This window comes from Pedobacter sp. Leaf170 (genome assembly GCF_920984665.1).
In the GTDB taxonomy this organism is placed as follows: Bacteria; Bacteroidota; Bacteroidia; order Sphingobacteriales; family Sphingobacteriaceae; genus Pedobacter.
The window spans coordinates 1017159-1036370 of sequence record NZ_CAKLBP010000001.1 but is presented as its reverse complement, the minus strand read 5'-3'; the positions used below and the strand labels follow the sequence as shown (position 1 = coordinate 1036370).

17 protein-coding genes, 1 tRNA gene and 1 pseudogene are annotated in these 19212 nt (G+C 37.2%); 3 read left to right on the top strand and 16 right to left on the bottom strand.

Annotated elements, in window-relative coordinates; genetic code table 11:
* Positions 1-16 precede the first annotated feature (16 nt).
* The 16 genes and pseudogenes from LUA90_RS04680 to atpD form a co-directional block, all read right to left on the bottom strand.
* Positions 17-1525: an ATP-binding cassette domain-containing protein gene (locus LUA90_RS04680; RefSeq protein ID WP_231490467.1), complete on the bottom strand. Its 1509-nt coding sequence runs from the start codon at positions 1523-1525 to the stop codon at positions 17-19.
* 166 nt (positions 1526-1691) lie between these two features.
* Positions 1692-2297 carry a 3-isopropylmalate dehydratase small subunit gene (gene leuD, locus LUA90_RS04675; protein WP_231490465.1) on the bottom strand — a complete coding sequence of 202 codons (606 nt, stop codon included), beginning with the start codon at positions 2295-2297 and terminating at the stop codon, positions 1692-1694.
* A gap of 79 nt (positions 2298-2376) precedes the next feature.
* The gene (locus tag LUA90_RS04670) at positions 2377-3138 is read right to left on the bottom strand and encodes a class I SAM-dependent methyltransferase (protein ID WP_231490463.1); all 762 of its coding nucleotides are present in this window, start codon (positions 3136-3138) and stop codon (positions 2377-2379) included.
* Positions 3139-3368: 230 nt separating this feature from the next.
* The gene (gene leuC / locus LUA90_RS04665; protein WP_231490461.1) at positions 3369-4781 is read right to left on the bottom strand and encodes a 3-isopropylmalate dehydratase large subunit; all 1413 of its coding nucleotides are present in this window, start codon (positions 4779-4781) and stop codon (positions 3369-3371) included.
* Positions 4782-4953: 172 nt separating this feature from the next.
* On the bottom strand, positions 4954-6435 hold the full coding sequence (gene ilvC / locus LUA90_RS04660; protein WP_231463895.1) for a ketol-acid reductoisomerase: 1482 nt from the start codon (positions 6433-6435) through the stop codon (positions 4954-4956).
* A gap of 84 nt (positions 6436-6519) precedes the next feature.
* Positions 6520-6678 carry a hypothetical protein gene (locus LUA90_RS04655; protein WP_231490459.1) on the bottom strand — a complete coding sequence of 53 codons (159 nt, stop codon included), beginning with the start codon at positions 6676-6678 and terminating at the stop codon, positions 6520-6522.
* A 109-nt stretch (positions 6679-6787) separates the two neighbouring features.
* Complete coding sequence (locus LUA90_RS04650) at positions 6788-7249, bottom strand: DinB family protein (protein WP_231490457.1); 462 nt, start codon at positions 7247-7249, stop codon at positions 6788-6790.
* A 77-nt stretch (positions 7250-7326) separates the two neighbouring features.
* Positions 7327-7965, bottom strand: a complete 639-nt coding sequence (gene ilvN / locus LUA90_RS04645; protein ID WP_231490455.1) for an acetolactate synthase small subunit — start codon at positions 7963-7965, stop codon at positions 7327-7329.
* A gap of 132 nt (positions 7966-8097) precedes the next feature.
* Positions 8098-9843, bottom strand: coding sequence for a biosynthetic-type acetolactate synthase large subunit (gene ilvB / locus LUA90_RS04640; RefSeq protein ID WP_231490453.1), 1746 nt, complete (start codon positions 9841-9843; stop codon positions 8098-8100).
* Between the two features lie 21 nt (positions 9844-9864).
* Positions 9865-10155 (bottom strand): ORF6N domain-containing protein, encoded by a 291-nt coding sequence (locus tag LUA90_RS04635; RefSeq protein WP_231463885.1) that lies wholly within the window; start codon positions 10153-10155, stop codon positions 9865-9867.
* A 12-nt stretch (positions 10156-10167) separates the two neighbouring features.
* Positions 10168-10392 (bottom strand): annotated as a pseudogene (locus tag LUA90_RS04630) (ORF6N domain-containing protein); the annotation flags it as partial.
* 127 nt (positions 10393-10519) lie between these two features.
* On the bottom strand, positions 10520-12202 hold the full coding sequence (ilvD, locus tag LUA90_RS04625; RefSeq protein WP_231490449.1) for a dihydroxy-acid dehydratase: 1683 nt from the start codon (positions 12200-12202) through the stop codon (positions 10520-10522).
* Positions 12203-12289: 87 nt separating this feature from the next.
* Positions 12290-13180 carry a branched-chain-amino-acid transaminase gene (ilvE, locus tag LUA90_RS04620; RefSeq protein WP_231463879.1) on the bottom strand — a complete coding sequence of 297 codons (891 nt, stop codon included), beginning with the start codon at positions 13178-13180 and terminating at the stop codon, positions 12290-12292.
* Between the two features lie 574 nt (positions 13181-13754).
* Positions 13755-15002 carry a sodium:proton antiporter gene (locus tag LUA90_RS04615; protein ID WP_231490447.1) on the bottom strand — a complete coding sequence of 416 codons (1248 nt, stop codon included), beginning with the start codon at positions 15000-15002 and terminating at the stop codon, positions 13755-13757.
* Between the two features lie 219 nt (positions 15003-15221).
* Positions 15222-15467, bottom strand: a complete 246-nt coding sequence (gene atpC, locus LUA90_RS04610; RefSeq protein WP_231463876.1) for an ATP synthase F1 subunit epsilon — start codon at positions 15465-15467, stop codon at positions 15222-15224.
* 81 nt (positions 15468-15548) lie between these two features.
* Entirely contained in the window at positions 15549-17051 is a 1503-nt protein-coding gene (gene atpD / locus LUA90_RS04605; RefSeq protein WP_231464180.1) for a F0F1 ATP synthase subunit beta, read from the bottom strand.
* A 161-nt stretch (positions 17052-17212) separates the two neighbouring features.
* On the opposite strand from atpD, the gene LUA90_RS04600 reads away from it, so the two are divergent.
* The 3 genes from LUA90_RS04600 (at position 17213) to LUA90_RS04590 (ending at position 18906) form a co-directional block, all read left to right on the top strand.
* Positions 17213-18121 (top strand): NAD(P)-dependent oxidoreductase, encoded by a 909-nt coding sequence (locus LUA90_RS04600; protein WP_231490445.1) that lies wholly within the window; start codon positions 17213-17215, stop codon positions 18119-18121.
* 149 nt (positions 18122-18270) lie between these two features.
* Positions 18271-18735, top strand: a complete 465-nt coding sequence (locus tag LUA90_RS04595; protein ID WP_231463872.1) for a redoxin domain-containing protein — start codon at positions 18271-18273, stop codon at positions 18733-18735.
* Positions 18736-18832: 97 nt separating this feature from the next.
* Positions 18833-18906 (top strand) — tRNA-Arg (locus LUA90_RS04590).
* Positions 18907-19212 lie beyond the last annotated feature (306 nt).

Sequence of the window (19212 nt, the reverse complement as noted above, 5' to 3'; positions counted from 1 at the left end):
GAGGTACGAAGCAATTTCATTTAGAAGGTACTGTGCAAAAATTGCTTGGTACCTCGCTATGACGAGTTTGGGTGTTTAAATTTTCGACGACTTTAACCTCGCCATTTTCTAATAATATTCTCTTCTCTAAGCAGGCGGGCAAAGCCGATTCAAAATGACCAACATATATCAAAGTCATGCCGTTGCTACACAATTCATCAACCATTTGGTTAAATTGTTTTGTTTGTTGTTGGTCTAATCCCTGGCATGGCTCATCCAAAATCAACAATTCTGGGTTTTTAATAATTGTTCTGGCTAATAAAACCAAACGCTGCTTTCCTAGTGGGAGTGATGTTAATAATTCTTTTTTGCTGGCTGATAAATTAAAATATTCAACCAGCTCATCAACCTGTAAACTTTTTGAATAAGGCAGTTGCTGGAATAATCCAACAGTATCATAAAAGCCGGATGCGATGCTTTGCCAAACGGTAGCTGAGGCATCAAAATACCAGTGAAATTCTGGTGAAATTAAACCGATGTGTTCTTTGATATCCCAAATACTTTCTCCACTTCCACGTCTGTTGCCAAATAGATAAAGCTCGTTGGCGTAAGATTGCGGATGGTCGCCATTTACTAAACTCAACAAAGTTGATTTGCCTGAGCCATTATGCCCTTGTAATAACCATTTTTCGCCTGCTTTTATTTCCCAATTGATGCTTTTTAATACATGCTTATCACCATAACTGATATTCACATCAACCATTTTAACTATATCTTTTGATGAATAAGCCGGCGATTCTTTAAGAAAATCTGGTATGTCTTTTAAATTTTTCTCAATAGAAAAGGCAGCAAGTTCTTTTGATTTTGAAACAGAAACTTGGCCGTCTTTTATTTCTGCGAAGCGATTAATTGATTCAGGTAACTCATCATCATTGCAAATTAAAATCAACTGAACACCTGCTTCTGTAACTTTATCTAATAGAATATTCAGATTTTTACGAGATGCAGCATCAAGGCCAGTGTATGGCTGATCGATGATTAACAATTGCGGTTGTAACCACAATGCTTTAACCAATTGAAGTTTTTTGTGTTCTCCGCTTGATAATTCTATTAACTGAGCGCTTGCGAATGTTGTAAAGTTAAATGCTTCTAAAATTGGTTCTACTTTATCAAAATGTAGTCCTTTTTCTTTGCCAAAACTTACTAACTCTGCATGAACAGTTAAGGTATCTTTGGCTTGCTGGCTGGTATAACGCTGTTGATAATAGAAATTAGCAACACCTTCTAAGTTTTTAAATTGGTACCAGCTTTCTACAAATAAAACTTCGGCAGGCAAATCAGTTTCTGTATTAAAATTGATTTTTACAGTGCCAGCAGCACTTTGTAAACCAGCGATAATTTTGCCTAAAGATGTTTTTCCGCTACCACTTTCGCCAAATAAAACGTAGTGTTCGCCAGTATGGATGGTCCAATTCAAATCCATTAACACCGATTTCTGCTGGTGTTTTAGGTTTAGGTTTTGAATACTGACGAAACTTTCTTTCACTGTTTTATTATTTTTACCATCTTAGAAATCTAAGCTGGGTATTGATGTTTTTTGAACTATGGTTTTTCAGCGGTCGTCATTGCGAGGCACGAAGCAATCTTAAGAAGCAGATTGCTTCGTGCCTCGCAATGACGATTGTGTTAGCTTAGCTTTTAATCTTTAGCTTCTAGCCCTTTTCAAATTCTTCAATCAAATCTTTCTGTGCTAAAATGAAATCGATATCATCATAGCCATTAATCAGGCAGGATTTCTTGTATGCATTTATTTCGAAGTTCTCAGCCCCACCTAAATCCTCCCCAGAAGGGAGGACTTTACCCTCGATTGCTACTGTTTGATTTTCTAAATCAACAGTTAAAGTAATTTCTGGGTTATTCTCCACAGCTGTGAAAATTTGTTTTAAAAAATCTTCACTCACTTGTATCGGCAACAAACCGTTGTTTAGGGCATTACCTTTAAAAATATCGGCAAAAAAACTACTAATCACAACATCAAAACCTGCATCTTGTATTGCCCATGCCGCATGCTCACGGCTACTACCGCAACCAAAATTTTTACCTGCGACTAAAATTTGTCCGCTGTAGGTTGGATTATTCATCACAAATTCTGGTTTTGGTGTATTATCACTATTATATCGCCAATCGCGAAATAAATTTTCGCCAAAGCCTTCACGCGTAGTTGCTTTTAAAAACCTTGCCGGAATTATCTGGTCGGTATCTATGTTCTCTATATTTAAAGGCACTACGGCCGATGTTAATTTTGTGAATTTTTTCATTTTATTAGTATCAAGTAGCGAGTATCAAGTATCAAGACCCGACTTTCGCATTTTTTATATCGCCTTTAGCTTTTTTTTTTCAGCTTTTTATTGCTTTAACTCTCAATCTTCTGTAATCCGCCATCCATTCTCCCTTCATGAAATAATTAGGTTTTAAGATTTCAACAGCCAAATTTTTAATGTCTTCAGCTTCTTTTTCTGTAAAGTTTTTTAATGCGTGCTGTGCAAATTGGTTAATCCATACGTACATCCCTTCCTCACCAATAAGCTTTGTTGGTCGGTCGAATAACCAGACCTGCTCCACTTCAAAACCTTTCGATTCTAACAAGTTACTGTATTCACTAACTGATGGAAAAAACCAAAAGTTAGTGAGCACTTTATCTGCAATGCCTAATTTTTCTGAAGCAGCTTTTATGGCATCTGTTATGCTTTTTACGTTTCCTTTTCCACCAAACTCTGCCACCAATCTGCCGCCAGTTTTCAAGCTTTTAAATAAGCCTTCAACTAAAGCATTTTGGTTTTCTATCCAATGGAAAGTAGCATTGCTAAAAATTGCATCGAACTTTTCCTGGTAAGGAAGTTTAGTTCCATCAACCACTTCAAAGTTTAAATTTGGATAGGAAGCTTTCGCTTTTAAAACCATCTCTTCCGAAGCATCGCTGCCTAAAACTACTGCACCACTCTCTGCAATTTGTGCAGCCAGCTGACCAGTTCCGCAACCAACATCTAAAATGTATTCTTCGGGCTGAGGCGCTAACCACTGCAAAACATCCGCACCGAAATCAGATACGAAGTGATGTTGCTTATCGTATAATGTTGCATCCCAAATTATTTCTGGCATATTCTCCCCCTAAGCCCCTGAAGGGGGAATAAAAAAGTGAATATTAAATTGATTTTTTCCATTTATGCTTATCAAAAGCCTCCATTTTGGGGTTATTCCATGGTTGGTGTCCTCACCAACCATTTATTTATCAATTGCTTTAAGATTGCTTTCCCGAAAAATCGGGACAGGCTGTTCCTCGCAATGATGAGTTTTTTAGGTATTTTGCTAAACCTTAAACCTTCTGCCTTTTAACCTTCTACCTTTTCCAACAATTCTCTCACATCTGTAATCACACCTGTAACAGCAGCTGCGGCGGCAGTTAACGGGCTGGCCAATAGTGTTCTGGCATTTTGCCCTTGTCTACCTTCAAAATTCCTGTTCGATGTAGAAACACAATATTTTCCTGCCGGGATTTTATCCTCATTCATGCCTAAACAAGCGCTGCAACCAGGTTCACGTAATTGGAAACCAGCGGCTTCGAAAATCTTATCTAAACCTTCATTTTTAGCTTGTTGCTCCACTTGTTTCGAACCCGGAACAATCCAAACCGTAACATTATCCGCTTTGCGTTTATCTTTAACAAAATCTGCAACCTCACGTAAATCTTCAATTCGAGAATTTGTACAGCTTCCAATAAAAACATAATCAACCGGTTTTCCAATTAACGATGCATCATCATCAAAACCCATGTAATCCAACGCTTTTTGGTAAGAAAGTTGTTCCTTCTCAGGCTGGGCGGTGGTTGCCGGAATATTTTCCTGAATGCCCATCCCCATTCCAGGGTTGGTTCCGTAGGTTATCATTGGTGCAATATCTGCAGCATCGAAAGTTAAAACACTATCGAATTTTGCATCAGCATCACTGTATAGCGTTTTCCAATAAACTAAAGCTTTATCCCAATCTTGGCCTGCCGGAGCAAATTTTCTACCTTTAATATAATCGAAAGTAATCTGGTCAGGCGCAATTAAGCCGCCTCTCGCACCCATTTCAATACTCATATTGCATATCGTCATTCGGGCTTCCATGCTTAAACTTTCGATTGCCGAGCCTGCATACTCAATAAAATATCCTGTACCACCAGCGGCAGAAATTTGCGCAATGATGTAAAGAATAATGTCTTTTGCGCAAACACCTTTTCCAAGTTCACCATTAACCTCAATCTTCATGGTTTTAGGCTTCGATTGCAATAAGCATTGCGTTGCAAAAACCTGCTCTACCTGCGATGTGCCAATACCGAAAGCGATTGCTCCGAAAGCACCATGGGTAGAAGTATGGCTATCGCCGCAAACCATCGTTTTTCCCGGTAGGGTAATACCCAATTCCGGACCGATTACGTGTACAATGCCCTGAAACGGGTGACCTAAGCCATAAAGTTCAATTCCAAATTCTGCACAATTTTTGGTGAGCATATCTACCTGGTAACGGGAGAGCTCTTCCTTAATCGGTAATAATTGGTTTAAAGTTGGTACGTTATGGTCGGCAGTTGCCACCGTTTGCTGCGGACGAAAAACCGGCAAACCACGTTTGCGCAAACCATCAAATGCCTGCGGCGAAGTTACCTCGTGTATTAAGTGTGTATCTATGTATAAAATATCAGGAAATCCTTCTTCGCTTTTTACAACGTGTGCATCCCAAATTTTTTCTACTAATGTTTTTGACATTTTAGCCCCTCCCAACCCTCCCAGGAGGGGAGGGCTTTGCATAGTTTATAAGTATTGTTTACCTCATTAGGGCAAACGTTTTAATATTAATTTTTTTTCTCTCAATTCTTATCTATGAATGAGATGTTTCGCTCCATGTCTCCTCCCCTCTGGGGAGGTAGGGTGGGGCTCTTTATGCAGTCTTAATCGCCTTCATGGCAGTCATCGCTTTGCGTAAAGTAGCACCAATTTGTTCTACTTCGTGCGAGCGGATGGCTTCGTTAACATCAATTAGTTTTCTGTTATCTACTGCGCCATCTTTGCCTTCGTTAAAGTTTTTACCTACTAAATCTGTATCCACTTTTTTCATGAAATCAGCTAATAATGGTTTACAAGCCTGATCAAATAAATAACAACCATATTCTGCTGTATCAGAAATTACTCGGTTCATTTCGAATAATTTTTTACGGGCAATGGTGTTCGCAATTAGTGGTGTTTCATGTAACGATTCGTAATAAGCACTTTCTGGTTTGATACCAGCTTGTACCATTGTTTCGAAAGCTAACTCTACACCAGCACGAACGAAAGCAACCATCAATAAATAGTTATCGAAATATTCTTGTTCGCCAATTTTAACATCGCCAGCCGGAGTTTTTTCAAAAGCAGTTTCGCCGGTTTCAGCTCTCCATTTCAATAAATTTTTATCGCCATTGGCCCAATCTTCCATCATGGTACGGCTAAATTCGCCACTCATAATATCATCCTGGTGTTTTTGGAACAACGGACGCATAATATCTTTTAACTCTTCAGAAATCTCGAAAGCCTTGATTTTTGCAACATTGCTCAAGCGGTCCATCATTGCCGTAATACCACCTTGCTTTAAAGCTTCGGTAATTACTTCAACGCCATATTGAACCAATTTAGAGGCATAACCTGCATCAATTCCTTTCTCCACCATTTTATCGAAAGATAGGATAGAGCCAGTTTGCAACAAACCACAAAGAATAGTTTGTTCGCCCATTAAATCAGATTTAACCTCAGCAACAAAAGATGATTTTAAAACACCAGCTCTGTGTCCGCCAGTGCCAACACAATAAGCTTTAGCTTGTGCTAAGCCTTTAGCTTGAGGGTCGTTTTCTGGGTGAACCGCAATTAAGGTTGGTACACCAAAACCACGAACATATTCTGCTCTAACTTCGCTTCCAGGACATTTAGGCGCAACCATAATTACGGTTAAATCTTTACGGATTTGCATACCTTCTTCAACAATATTAAAACCGTGAGAATACAATAAAGTAGCGCCATCTTTCATTAAAGGCATAATTGCATTCACAACCGCAGTATGTTGTTTATCAGGCGTAAGGTTAATTACCACATCAGCAGTAGGAATTAATTCTTCGTAAGTACCAACTTTGAAATTGTTTTCTGTTGCATTTTTCCACGAATCTCTTTTACCTTCAATTGCCTCTTTGCGCAACGTGTAGCTTACATCTAAACCACTATCCCTTAAATTTAAACCCTGATTTAAACCTTGAGCTCCACAGCCTACAATCACTAGTTTTTTGCCTTTTAGTGCGCTAACGCCATCTAAAAATTCGTTGCTATCCATGAAATCGCAAACACCAAGTTGGTTTAATTTTTCTCTAAGAGGTAATGTGTTAAAATAATTTGACATCGTTTTTATTGGTTAATTTCTATTTATTTATCGGTTCAATTATCAAGATTAAAGTTCATCTATCTTGATGGTTAATATTTTCTTTTATTTGAAAATCAGGTTTCTGTGCTTTTTGGTTACTTCAGCCCCGCTTTTCCTGCCCGTCCGGCAGGCGGGCGTTTCAATCTTTTTAACTTCTATCATTCCGTCTATTTGCGTCATTGCCTGCCTGCGGTAGGCAGGCGAGGTGGAATGACGTGGCAATCTTTTTAGTAAAGCCATTAAAAAAGTATTTCCTCTTCAATCGGGTTTAAAAAAACTTCTGTTCGGTGTTTCAAACCATCATCCGTTTTCCGCCTCACATCTTCCATTTTTAAACTAATTTTTTCAATGCTAAGGCATATCCAAAATGCAGGTTGTCATGTCCTATGGTTGTAATTAAAATTTCTTCAATACTATGTAGTTGCGCACCGAAAGTTGCAGTTGAATAGGGGATGGTGTTTGCAAACAGACCCTTCGCATAATCTTCCTTTATTTTTTCGACACTTTCTATTGCAATTGCCTTTAATTCGGCAACTTCTTCTTCGGTAACAGTATAGGTTGGTTTAGTATCCTTCCTGTAAAACTCGTTGTATTTCACTGAACTGGTATCGGCTAAAACTCCAGTGCGCACATAACAAAGCGTTTGCGTGCTAACCACAATATGCCCGAAATTCCAGATGATGTTATTATTAAATCCATCAGGAATTTTATTCAGTTGCTCAATGCTTAAGCCATCAATTAGTTTAATAAATGCCTTTCTCGAGTTGATTATAAATTCAAATACTTCGTTCATTGTTTTAATGTTTTAGGTTGTAAGTTATACGTTTTACGACCTTTACGTATAACTTACCACTTATCACGTATTACTGATTACATGGTAAATATCTTCTCGCCTTTATCTAAGAATTCATTTTCTACCAATTCTTCTCCAGGTTCAAAAGCTTCAAATTCTTTTAATTTTTCATGGAAACCAGCGCTGTCTTTAATAATCGCAACTCTGGCAGAACGTACAAATTCAATCAACTCATAAGGTTCTAAAGCTTTTACTAATGCATCGGTTTCTTCTCTGTGCCCGGTAACTGCAAAAACAGTATAATCTTTACGAATAACAACCGCACTTGCACCGTATTGTCTAAGCAAACGCTCAACGGTTACTTTTTCGGCAATTTCATCAGTAGAAACTTTATACAAAGCCAATTCCTGCCAAATTATTTCATCATTGGTGTTGAAATATACTTTTAAAACTTCAACCTGTTTCTCAATCTGGCGGGCAAGTTTACGCACCACATCATAGCTTTCCGTAATCACAATATTGAAACGATGTATGCCATCAATTTCAGATGGAGAAGTATTTAAACTTTCGATATTGATTTTTCTTTTCGAAAAGATAATAGCTATTCTGTTTAATAAACCAATACGATTTTCAGCATAAACCGTGATGGTATATTCCTGCTTACCTTCGTAATCGGCTTTTGCTATTTTATGTTCTAATGTATTTTCAGTAGTCATGATAATTTTTTTTGTTTTGCCCTCATTTCGACCTTGTGGAGAAATCTTTGTCAAATCCCGCTCTCCCGAAAGTTAGAGACTGTGCTCCAGTCTAGATGACGAATGGGTCAGGTTTTAATTATTAGCCCTTAATTACTTTAATCTAATTTCGCTTACGCTCATACCCTGCGGAACCATTGGAAATACGTTATTTTCTCTTCCAACCATTACTTCTAATAAGTAAGAACCTTCATGGTTAATCATCGTTTCTAAAGCAGTTCTTAGGTTAGTGCGTTCTTCAACCTTATCGGCTTCAATGTAATACGCTTTAGCCAAAGCCACAAAATCCGGACTAGTAATGTTTACCGAAGAGTAACGCTTATCGTTAAACAATTCCTGCCACTGGCGAACCATTCCTAAAAAGCGGTTATTTAAAATCAGGATTTTAACGGCCGCACCAAATTGCATAATCGTACCTAACTCTTGTGGCGTCATTTGAAAACCACCATCGCCAATAATAGCAATAACCGTTTTATTTGGCGCACCATACTTAGCACCTATTGCTGCCGGTAAACCGAAACCCATTGTGCCTAAACCACCGGAGGTAATGTTACTACGGGTGTTGTTAAATTTTGCATAACGGCAGGCTACCATTTGGTGCTGACCAACATCAGTAACAATTACGGCATCGCCACCGCATATTTCGTTGATGTTGCGCAATACTTCGCCCATTGTCATTTCATCGCCTTGCGGATAAAGCTCTGGCGTGATAACCTGGTCTATTTCTTTCTGATTATATTCTCTGAATTTTGCAACCCAGTCATTGTGTTGTTTCTCATCAACTAAATTGGTTAAAAGCGGTAAAGTTTCTTTGCAATCGCCCCAAACACCAACATCTGCTTTTACATTTTTGTCAATTTCGGCCGGATCTATATCAAAATGAATAACTTTTGCCTGTTTCGCATATTTATCCAAGCGACCTGTCACGCGGTCATCAAAACGCATTCCAATGGCAATTAAAACATCACATTCATTGGTTAAAACATTGGGTCCGTAATTTCCATGCATTCCTAACATACCAACATTTAATGGGTGCGAAGTTGGAATGGCACCTTCGCCCATAATTGTCCAGGCTGCAGGAATGCCGCTTTTTTCTATAAAGGCTTTAAATTCTTGTTCTGCAGTGCCTAAAACAACACCTTGTCCAAACAATATAAATGGTTTCTTCGCCTCGTTTATTAATTTAGCTGCTTGCTCGATATATTCTGCTCTAACTTTTGGTTTCGGGCGATAAGAACGGATATGATTGCACTTAACATATTCAGGAAATTCCTCAATTTGTATTTGAGCATTTTTAGTTATATCGATTAAAACTGGTCCTGGTCTACCGCTTTTTGCGATGTAAAAGGCCTTCGCTAAAACTTCCGGAATTTCTTTTGCATCGGTAACCTGATAATTCCACTTAGTAACCGGAGTAGTAATGTTAATTACATCCGTTTCCTGAAATGCATCAGTCCCTAATAAATGTGCAAAAACCTGACCTGTGATACAAACTAAAGGTGTGCTATCGATTTGAGCATCAGCTAATCCTGTTACCAGGTTGGTTGCACCAGGGCCACTTGTAGCGAAACAAACACCTACTTTACCGCTTGCTCTGGCAAAACCCTGAGCGGCATGGATACCACCTTGCTCGTGGCGTACCAAGATATGTTGCAATTTATCAGTGTAATCATAAAGTGCATCGTAAATTGGCATAATTGCCCCACCAGGATAACCAAAAATGGTTGTTACGCCTTCTTCAATTAATCCATTTAACAAAACCTGAGAGCCCGTTCCTTTAAAAGTGCGCTTTGTTTCAGCCTTTGCTTCGGTTTGTAATGTATCTTGTGCAGTTTCCATAATTACGTTTTTGCTGTTCTATTATTCTTTTATTTTAAATCCGATTCGCTCCCTATCTTTCCATTTCAACTGTGCAATTTTTTCATCTAAAAGATTATCCATTGCATCATAAAGCTCATTTAGTTGAACATCGTGTTCTCCAAGTCGCTCTTTAATTTCTAAGAGCTGCTCGTTTAAGTTATTTTGTTTGAGTATGATTTTTCTTACATCAACAAAAGCTCTCATTATGGCAATATTCATGTTAATTGCCTTTTCGCTTCTTAAAATTCCGCTTAACATTGCTACGCCTTGCTCTGTGAAAGCATAGGGCATTTTTCTAATCCCTCCATAACTTGATATCACAATTTGTGATATCAAGTTCGGATTCTATGTCATCACAGTTTGTGATGACATACCTTGATTGCTGTTCTCTAATTTCAAATTTTCAAACTCCAGCTTAGTAAGTTGAAACATAAAATCATCTGGAAAACGTTGAATATTACGCTTCACGGCTTGATTTAAAACCCTTGTTTCAACTTCATAAAGTACTACCAAATCGAAATCCAACATTACTCTTACACCCCGAATTTCATAAATTCTATTTTGAATACTTTTGATTATTTGCATAGTAATTCATTTTATTATTTAGTCGGGATGACTAATGGTCAAGGTTTACATCCGCAAACCTGAACTTATTTTAATATTCGTCAGTTACGCAACCACTTGCGGCATCTGAAACGGTTTTAGCATATTTATAAAGCACGCCTTTAGTTACTTTTAACTCTGGCTGCACATATTTCTTTCTTCGCTCTGCGATGACATCATCGCTTACCTGCAATTCTATGATGTTATTAACAGCATCAATTAGGATTGGATCTTCATCTTCTACCAAACCGATTAAACCACCTTTGTATGATTCGGGAGTGATGTGCCCAACCACAAAACCGTGGGTTCCGCCAGAGAAACGACCATCGGTAATTAAAGCCACCGATTTACCCAAACCAGCACCAATAATTGCTGAAGTTGGTTTTAACATTTCCGGCATGCCCGGTGCACCAACAGGGCCAGAGTTTTTAATTACAATTACATCACCTGGCTTTACGCGACCGCTAGAAATACCCGCAATTAAATCATGCTCGCCATCAAAAACTCTAGCCGGACCTTCAAATTTTTCGCCTTCTTTACCGCTTATTTTTGCTACAGAACCTTTCTCGGCTAAATTTCCATAAAGAATTTGCAAGTGACCAGTTGCTTTAATCGGCTCACTCAGTTTTTGAATGATTTTCTGGTCGTAATCCATAATAGATTTTACATCGGCCAAATTTTCTGCAACAGTTTTTCCGGTTACGGTTAAGCAGTCGCCATGTAATAAACCTTCGTTTAACAAAAACTTTAATACTGCAGGGATACCTCCATATTGATGCAAATCTTGCATTAAGTATTTTCCGCTTGGTTTAAAATCGGCTAACACAGGCGTTACATCACTCATGCGTTGAAAATCATCTTGAGTAATTTCTACACCAATAGCTTTACCCATGGCGATAAAATGTAATACTGCATTGGTACTTCCACCTAATATAATGATTGACCGAATTGCATTCTCAAACGCTTTTCTCGTCATGATATCAGATGGTTTAATATCTTTTTCTAATAGAATTTTGATGTATTTGCCGGCATCCAAACATTCTTGTTTTTTCTCCGGACTAACCGCAGGATTTGAAGAGGAATAGGGTAAACTCATTCCTAATGCCTCAATAGCAGAAGCCATGGTATTTGCTGTATACATGCCGCCACAAGCGCCAGCACCCGGACAAGTGTGTTTTATGATGCCCTGATAATCTTCATCAGATAAATTACCACAGATTTTTTGTCCCAATGCTTCAAAAGCCGAAACGATATTTAATTCTTTCCCTTTGTAATGACCTGGTGCAATTGTACCACCATAAACCATAATTGACGGACGATCTAAACGAGCCATTGCCATAATAGCACCTGGCATATTTTTATCGCAGCCTGGTATAGAAATAATTCCATCATAGTATTGACCACCACAAATCGTTTCGATACTATCAGCGATTACGTCGCGGCTAACCAATGAATAACGCATACCATCAGTACCGTTACTCATACCATCACTAACGCCAATTGTATTAAAAATCAAACCCACTAAATCATTTTTCCAAACGCCTGCTTTAACATCTTTTGCAAGATCGTTAAGGTGCATGTTGCAGGTGTTGCCATCATAACCCATGCTTGCAATACCAACTTGAGCTTTTGCCATATCTGCATCCGTTAAGCCGATTCCGTAAAGCATCGCCTGCGCCGCCGGTTGTGTTGGGTCTTGTGTAAATGTTTTACTGTATTTGTTTAATTCGCTCATTGATTAGTTTATTAGTTCAGTTGTTCATTAGTTTTAGAGGTTGGTACTTGAAAATTTTTTCTCAAATCTCAATCTCAAAACTCATATCTATATAATCACTTCGTAGTTCACTTTTTCTAGCACAAGGTTTTTATAAGCCCGTTGTATGGTATAACCGATAGATTCTCTCCATAATGAACGGAAAACGATATCATCAATTGAAGCAATACCAGCAATCTCTGTAGCTGTTCCACATAAGAAAGCGCTATCTGCATTTCTCAAATCTTCAACAGTCAATTTCTGCTCGATGCACTCGATATCTAGAACTGTACAAAGTTCTTTAACCGTTGCTCTGGTAATTCCAGGTAAAATATTTCCTAAAGATGGCGTGTAAAGTTTACCATCTTTTTCTATAAAGATGTTTGCACCTGATGCTTCGGCTACAAAGCCGTTCATATCCAAAAGCAAAGCTTCATCATAACCTTTAATATTGGCTGCGGTTGTAGCTAAAATTGAGTTTACATAGTTTCCGCTCAATTTAGCTTCCATTGGTGTAGATTTCGGATTTGGTCTTTCGTAATCTGAAATGGTTAATTTTAATAACTTATTGCCAGAATAAGCATCCCAATCCCATGCACAGATTAAAATTGAAACACCGGTTGGACCATTCAATTTCATGTTGGGGTGGCAAAAAACTAATGGACGGATGTATGCATCCTTTAGCTTATTTAGCGTAAGCAACTTATAAGTTTCTTTTATTAATTCCTGTTTATCCCAAGGGAAAGGAATATTTGCCAATTGGCAAGAACGCTCTAGGCGGTCGAAATGGGCAGCTGCTTTAAAGATGCGATTGCCGTTGTGTGTTTTGTATGCTCTAATACCCTCAAAAGCAGCGTAACCATAATGCAATGATTGGCCGTAAAGATCAGTGCTGCTATTTACAGCCTTTTCAAATTTTCCATCAAGGTATATAATCGTATTAGAATTATAGTATTTCATAATACTGTGTTTTATTATTTAAAAAAAAGCGCCCTGTTTTTGTCAGGACGCTTTAAGTATATTTTGTTTATATCTATTAAAAGCAGCCCATCTTCTTTCCTGGTAAAATATTTAGGAGTAGTAGATTGAGCATAATGACAGGTAAGAACACAACATTACCAGCTGCAATTGCAGTAGCCTGATTCGAAATTGTGTTACTTTGATAGATCATTATTTCCTGATTGTTTATAAATACCAATTTAGTTTTTGGTTCATTAATATCCAAAGGAAATTAAAAAAAAGTGAAATTAGAATTATATTCCTTTTTTAAGTCAAATTAACGAATATTGTTTCGTTTGCCGGAGCTTTTGGTGATTATATGCTGATGACCGCATACCAAATATCAAAACGGTATACGGTATGTTTGTTATGCTTGCATTGTAAATTCACCATTTTTCTTCTTAAAACTTCTGTATTTAATCAAAAAGTGAAAATTTTTGTAGTTTTTTTATAGAACTAATCTTTACAGAAATGTCCATAAAAACAAAATGCCAATGAATTTTGCATTGGCATTAGTATATTAATTTATGTGATACTATTCTTCTTCCTTCGAAAGAACTCTTGATGCTACTTTTCCAACTGTAAGTCCTTGAACGATAATAGAAAATACAACAACAAAATAGGTAGCCGCAATTAATGTAGGTTTATATGGTCCCTCATCCATTGATAAGGCTAAAGCAATAGAAACTCCTCCGCGTAAACCACCCCAAACCAAAACTTTAATTGTTCCGTTACTAAATTTATTTTTAAATGGAATGAGTAAAACCGGAATATATATGGATAAAAATCTCGAGAATAAAACAATAACGATACTTGCAGTTCCGATTATCCAATATGATGTGATGTTTTGAATAATCAATAATTCGAAACCGATAAAAAGAAACAAAACTGCATTGAGGATTTCGTCAATAAGCTCCCAGAATTTATTCAGGTAATCTTTTGTAGTGGCAGACATTGCTGTTCGCTTACCATAATTTCCAATCACAATACCAGCTGCAACCATGGTTAAGGGTCCTGATATGTGCATGGAATGTGCAATCAGGTATCCGCCCATTACTACCGAAAGTGTTATTAAAACTGAAACTTTATAATCGTCGATTTTCCGCATAGCGTTAGATGCACCTAAGCCTAAAAGCGCACCGAGGATAAATCCTCCGAAAGCTTCTTTAATCAATAACCAGGATATACTAAAAAATGAAATTTCTACTTCACTGGTTTGTGTAAGTTGAAGAATAACTGCAAATACCACAACGGCAACACCATCGTTAAAAAGTGATTCTCCGGCTACTTTTGTTTCTAATGATTTTTTAACTTTTGCCTCTTTTAAAACGCCCATCACGGCAATTGGGTCGGTAGGGGATATCAAAGAGCCAAAAAGTAAGCAGAAAATGAATGGAATATGAATGCCTAATATCGGCCCGAGAAAAAATAATATTCCTCCTACAGCAAATGTAGAAATGACAACACTAACCGTTGAGAAGATGATAACAGGTCCCCGTTGTTCTTTTAAATCTTTTAAATTAATATGGATGGCACCGGCAAACAGCAAAAAGTTTAGCATGGCGCCCATTAATACTTCGGTAAAATCTACATCAGTAAGTAATGTAGAAAAATGATTAAAGGCTTTTGGAAATAGACTTCCGGTGATAACCAATATAACTGAGGCGAGCATCGCGATAATCATGATGCCAATGGTTGAGGGTAATTTTAGATAACGTAAATTGAGATAAGCAAAGAATGACGCGATAACAATGAGTACTGAGAATGAGTAATATAATTCCATTTAAAAATTTATTGTAAAAAAAATATAATTTGGGTATTCTGGTAATATACTCAATTCAAATTTTTGACTGGAATATATACTCGGGCTTATTGTAAATTTTTACCCAAAAAGGAGTTTAAAATGAAACTTGTAATATTAACACAAAAAAGCCTTTCTGAAATTAATCAAAAAGGCTTTTTTAAGTTCCAAAGATAAATTTAGAACTATATAATAAATTGATTAAGCAATACCTTCTGCTAAGACAACAATTTTATTATTTAAGGCTTCAACAACTCCACCTTTAATAAAAAAACGTTGCTCGTCATTTTGGTTTGCTTTTATAATAACTTCTCCATCCTCTAAAGTAGAAATGATAGCAGCATGGTCTTTTAAAATCTGAAAAGAACCTGACGTTCCGGGAACGGTAACAGCTGTTACTTCGCCTTCGAAAACTTTTTTATCCGGAGTTAATATTTCTAAATTCATTTTTAAAGTTTTACGTTTTACGTTTTAAGTTTTAAGTCAGCCGACTTGCACTTAAACGTATAACTTATTACGTACAACGTATTAGTTCGCTTCTGCTAATAATTTTTTACCTTTTTCAATAGCATCTTCAATGCTACCAACTAAGTTAAATGCAGCTTCAGGATATTCATCAACTTCACCATCCATAATCATGTTGAAACCTTTGATGGTATCTTTAATATCTACCAACACACCTTTTAAGCCTGTAAATTGCTCAGCTACGTGGAATGGTTGTGATAAGAAACGTTGAACACGACGAGCTCTTGATACTACTAATTTATCTTCTTCAGATAATTCGTCCATACCTAAAATCGCGATGATATCTTGTAATTCTTTATAACGTTGTAAAGTTTCTTTAACGCGTTGTGCTGTGTTGTAATGCTCATCGCCTAAAACCGCAGGCGAAAGGATACGTGAAGTAGAATCTAATGGATCTACCGCTGGATAAATACCTAACTCAGCAATTTTACGAGAAAGTACTGTAGTTGCATCTAAGTGGGCGAAAGTTGTAGCCGGAGCCGGGTCAGTTAAATCATCTGCAGGTACATATACAGCTTGTACAGAAGTAATTGAACCGCGTTTTGTTGAAGTAATACGCTCCTGCATTAACCCCATTTCAGTTGCCAATGTTGGTTGGTAACCTACTGCAGATGGCATACGACCTAATAAAGCCGATACCTCAGAACCTGCCTGAGTAAAACGGAAGATGTTATCAACGAAGAAAAGGATATCTTTTCCAGCGCCTTCACCATCACCATCACGGAAATATTCTGCAACTGTTAATCCTGATAATGCTACACGAGCACGTGCACCAGGAGGCTCGTTCATTTGACCGAAAACCAATGTTGCTTTAGATTCTTTTAATTTTTCAGTATCAACTGACTTCAAATCCCATCCACCTTTTTCCATTGAGTGCAAGAAATCATCGCCGTAGTTGATTACGCCTGATTCGATAAACTCACGAAGTAAATCGTTACCTTCACGAGTACGCTCACCAACACCTGCGAATACTGATAAACCTGCATAAGCTTTAGCGATGTTGTTAACCAACTCCATAATTAATACCGTTTTACCTACACCAGCACCACCAAACAAACCAATTTTACCACCTTTTGCATAAGGCTCTAATAAATCGATTACTTTAATCCCTGTAAAAAGTACTTCAGTTTCTGTTGATAAATCTTCGAACTTAGGAGGAGTAGCGTGAATCGGGCGACCGTCAGCTTTATCTACTGCAGTGATTCCGTCAATTGCGTCACCTACTACATTAAATAAACGACCTTTAATTTGGTCGCCAACTGGCATTTTAATCGCTGAACCAGTATCAACTACTTTCATTCCACGAACTAAACCATCAGTAGAGTCCATAGAGATTGCACGTACACGGTCTTCACCTAAGTGCTGTTGAACTTCTAAAACAATTTTTTGTCCATTTTCTTTTGTTATCTCTAACGCATCGAAAATTTTAGGTAGATGGGCATCATCAGCAAAGCTAACGTCAACCACTGGGCCGATAATTTGTGCTATTTTTCCTAAGTTAGGCATATCTGTTGTGAGTAAATTTATTATAGTCAACGAATTAAAGCTGTTTGTAAGGGCTCCAATTCGGTTGGCAAAGTTAAGTTATTATTAGCGAATTTTAAATATATATTACAAATTTTTCTTAGACGATTTTAATAGGTAATTTAGGGGCATATAACCACATAATGAAAACCGTTTTAACTACAGGGAGTAATGGCCTTTTGGGGCAAAAAATAACCGAAAAAGTATTAGCCGAGGGTCGGGTAAGATTGGTTGCCACGTCAAAGGGCACAAATCGCTATCCTATTAGCGAAGGCTACGAATATGCCGAAATGGATATTCTGGATGCTGAGCAGGTTGGGGAAGTTATTCTAAAATATAAGCCTGACGCTATTATTCACACGGCCGCTATGACAAACGTTGATACCAGCGAAGCCAATAAAGAACTTTGCCATCTGCTAAATGTTGATGCAACTCAGCATCTGGTATCGCTTTGCGAAGAATTAAATGTTTATTTTATACACTTAAGTACTGATTTCATTTTTGATGGTGCTGATGGACCTTACAAAGAAGAAGATGTGCCGAATCCATTAAGCTATTACGGCGAAACAAAACTTCTGTCCGAACGTGCTGTTAAAGCATCAAAAGCAAATTGGGCAATTTTACGCACCATTTTAGTTTATGGCATCACCAATGATATGAGCCGCAGTAATATAGTGCTTTGGGCGAAAGGTGCTTTAGAAAAAGGTCAGCCTATTAATGTAGTAAACGACCAATGGCGTATGCCCACACTTGCTGAAGATTTAGCCGAAGCTTGCTTATTAGCAGTAGAGAAAAATGCGCAGGGTGTTTATCATGTTTCGGGTAAAGATTACATGAGTATTGCAGATTTAGTGAAAAAAGTTGCCGATTATTGGTCATTAAATAAATCAATTCTTTCAGAAATTAGCTCAGAAAGTTTAAATCAATCTGCAAAGCGCCCGGTTAAAACGGGTTTTGTGTTAGATAAAACAATAAAAGATTTAGATTATAAACCGCATAGCTTTGAAGAAGGGTTGAAGATTGTGGATGAGCAGATGAAAAGTAGAAAGTAGAAAGTAGAAAGTAGAAAGTGAAAAGTATCAAGTAGCTAGTATTAAGTATAAAGACTAGACGGATATTGAAAATGGACAAATAGGCTAATTCTTTCCTTTTGAAACTTTGCTATGAAATTAACCAATTAACCAATAACAACAATAATAATATGGCACTACAAATTGGCGATAACGCCCCGGATTTTAAATTATACAGTTCAGATTTAACTGAAGTTTCTTTAGAAGCATTTAAAGGCAAAAAGGTGATTATTCACTTTTTCCCGATGGCTTTTACCGGAACTTGTACAGAACAACTTTGTACAATGAGAGATAATTTTAGCTTTTACGAAGGCATCAATGCAGAAGTTTTAGGTATTTCTGTAGATTCTCCTTTCTCTTTGGCGAAGTTTAAAGAAGTTCAAAACTATCAGTTTCCGCTATTATCTGATTTTAATAAAGAAGTATCTGAAGCTTATGGTTCGCTTTATCCAGAATTTGTATTCGGATTAAAGGGTGTATCGAAAAGAGCAGCTTTTGTTATAGATGAAGAAGGAAAAATTATATATGCTGAAGTTTTAGAAGATGCAAAGGATTTGCCTGATTTTAAAGCAATTGATGATGCTGTAAAAGCTTAAAGAAAGCGAGAGCGAAGATTTTTGAATATTTTTTTCAAATAATATTTTGAATTTAATTATCAAATCTTACCTTTGCAGTCCGTTAACAAACGGAAATGCATTTGTAGCTCAATTGGATAGAGCATCTCACTACGGATGAGAAGGTTTGGGGTTCGAATCCCTACAAGTGCACAATGGAAAGGGGTAATTTCAACAAAGAAATTGCCCTTTTTTTTGTTTATATATCTATTATTCAGATTCTTACGGTTTCCTCAAATTTTTTGATTTTTAAAGTCTAAAATTTTAGTTTTTTTGGATCTTTTGAAATATTCTTTTGTTTAAACAGCTGATATATAGTTTTTTATTTTTTTTGTGGGATTGAAATTCTCAAAAGGGTTCGAATTACCGGAAGGGTTGGGTTAAAGGGAGTCGAACTAGCAACTTCAACAATGGTAGAGCAAGTAAAAATTTAATCAAAATAGCTAAAATTACTAATAT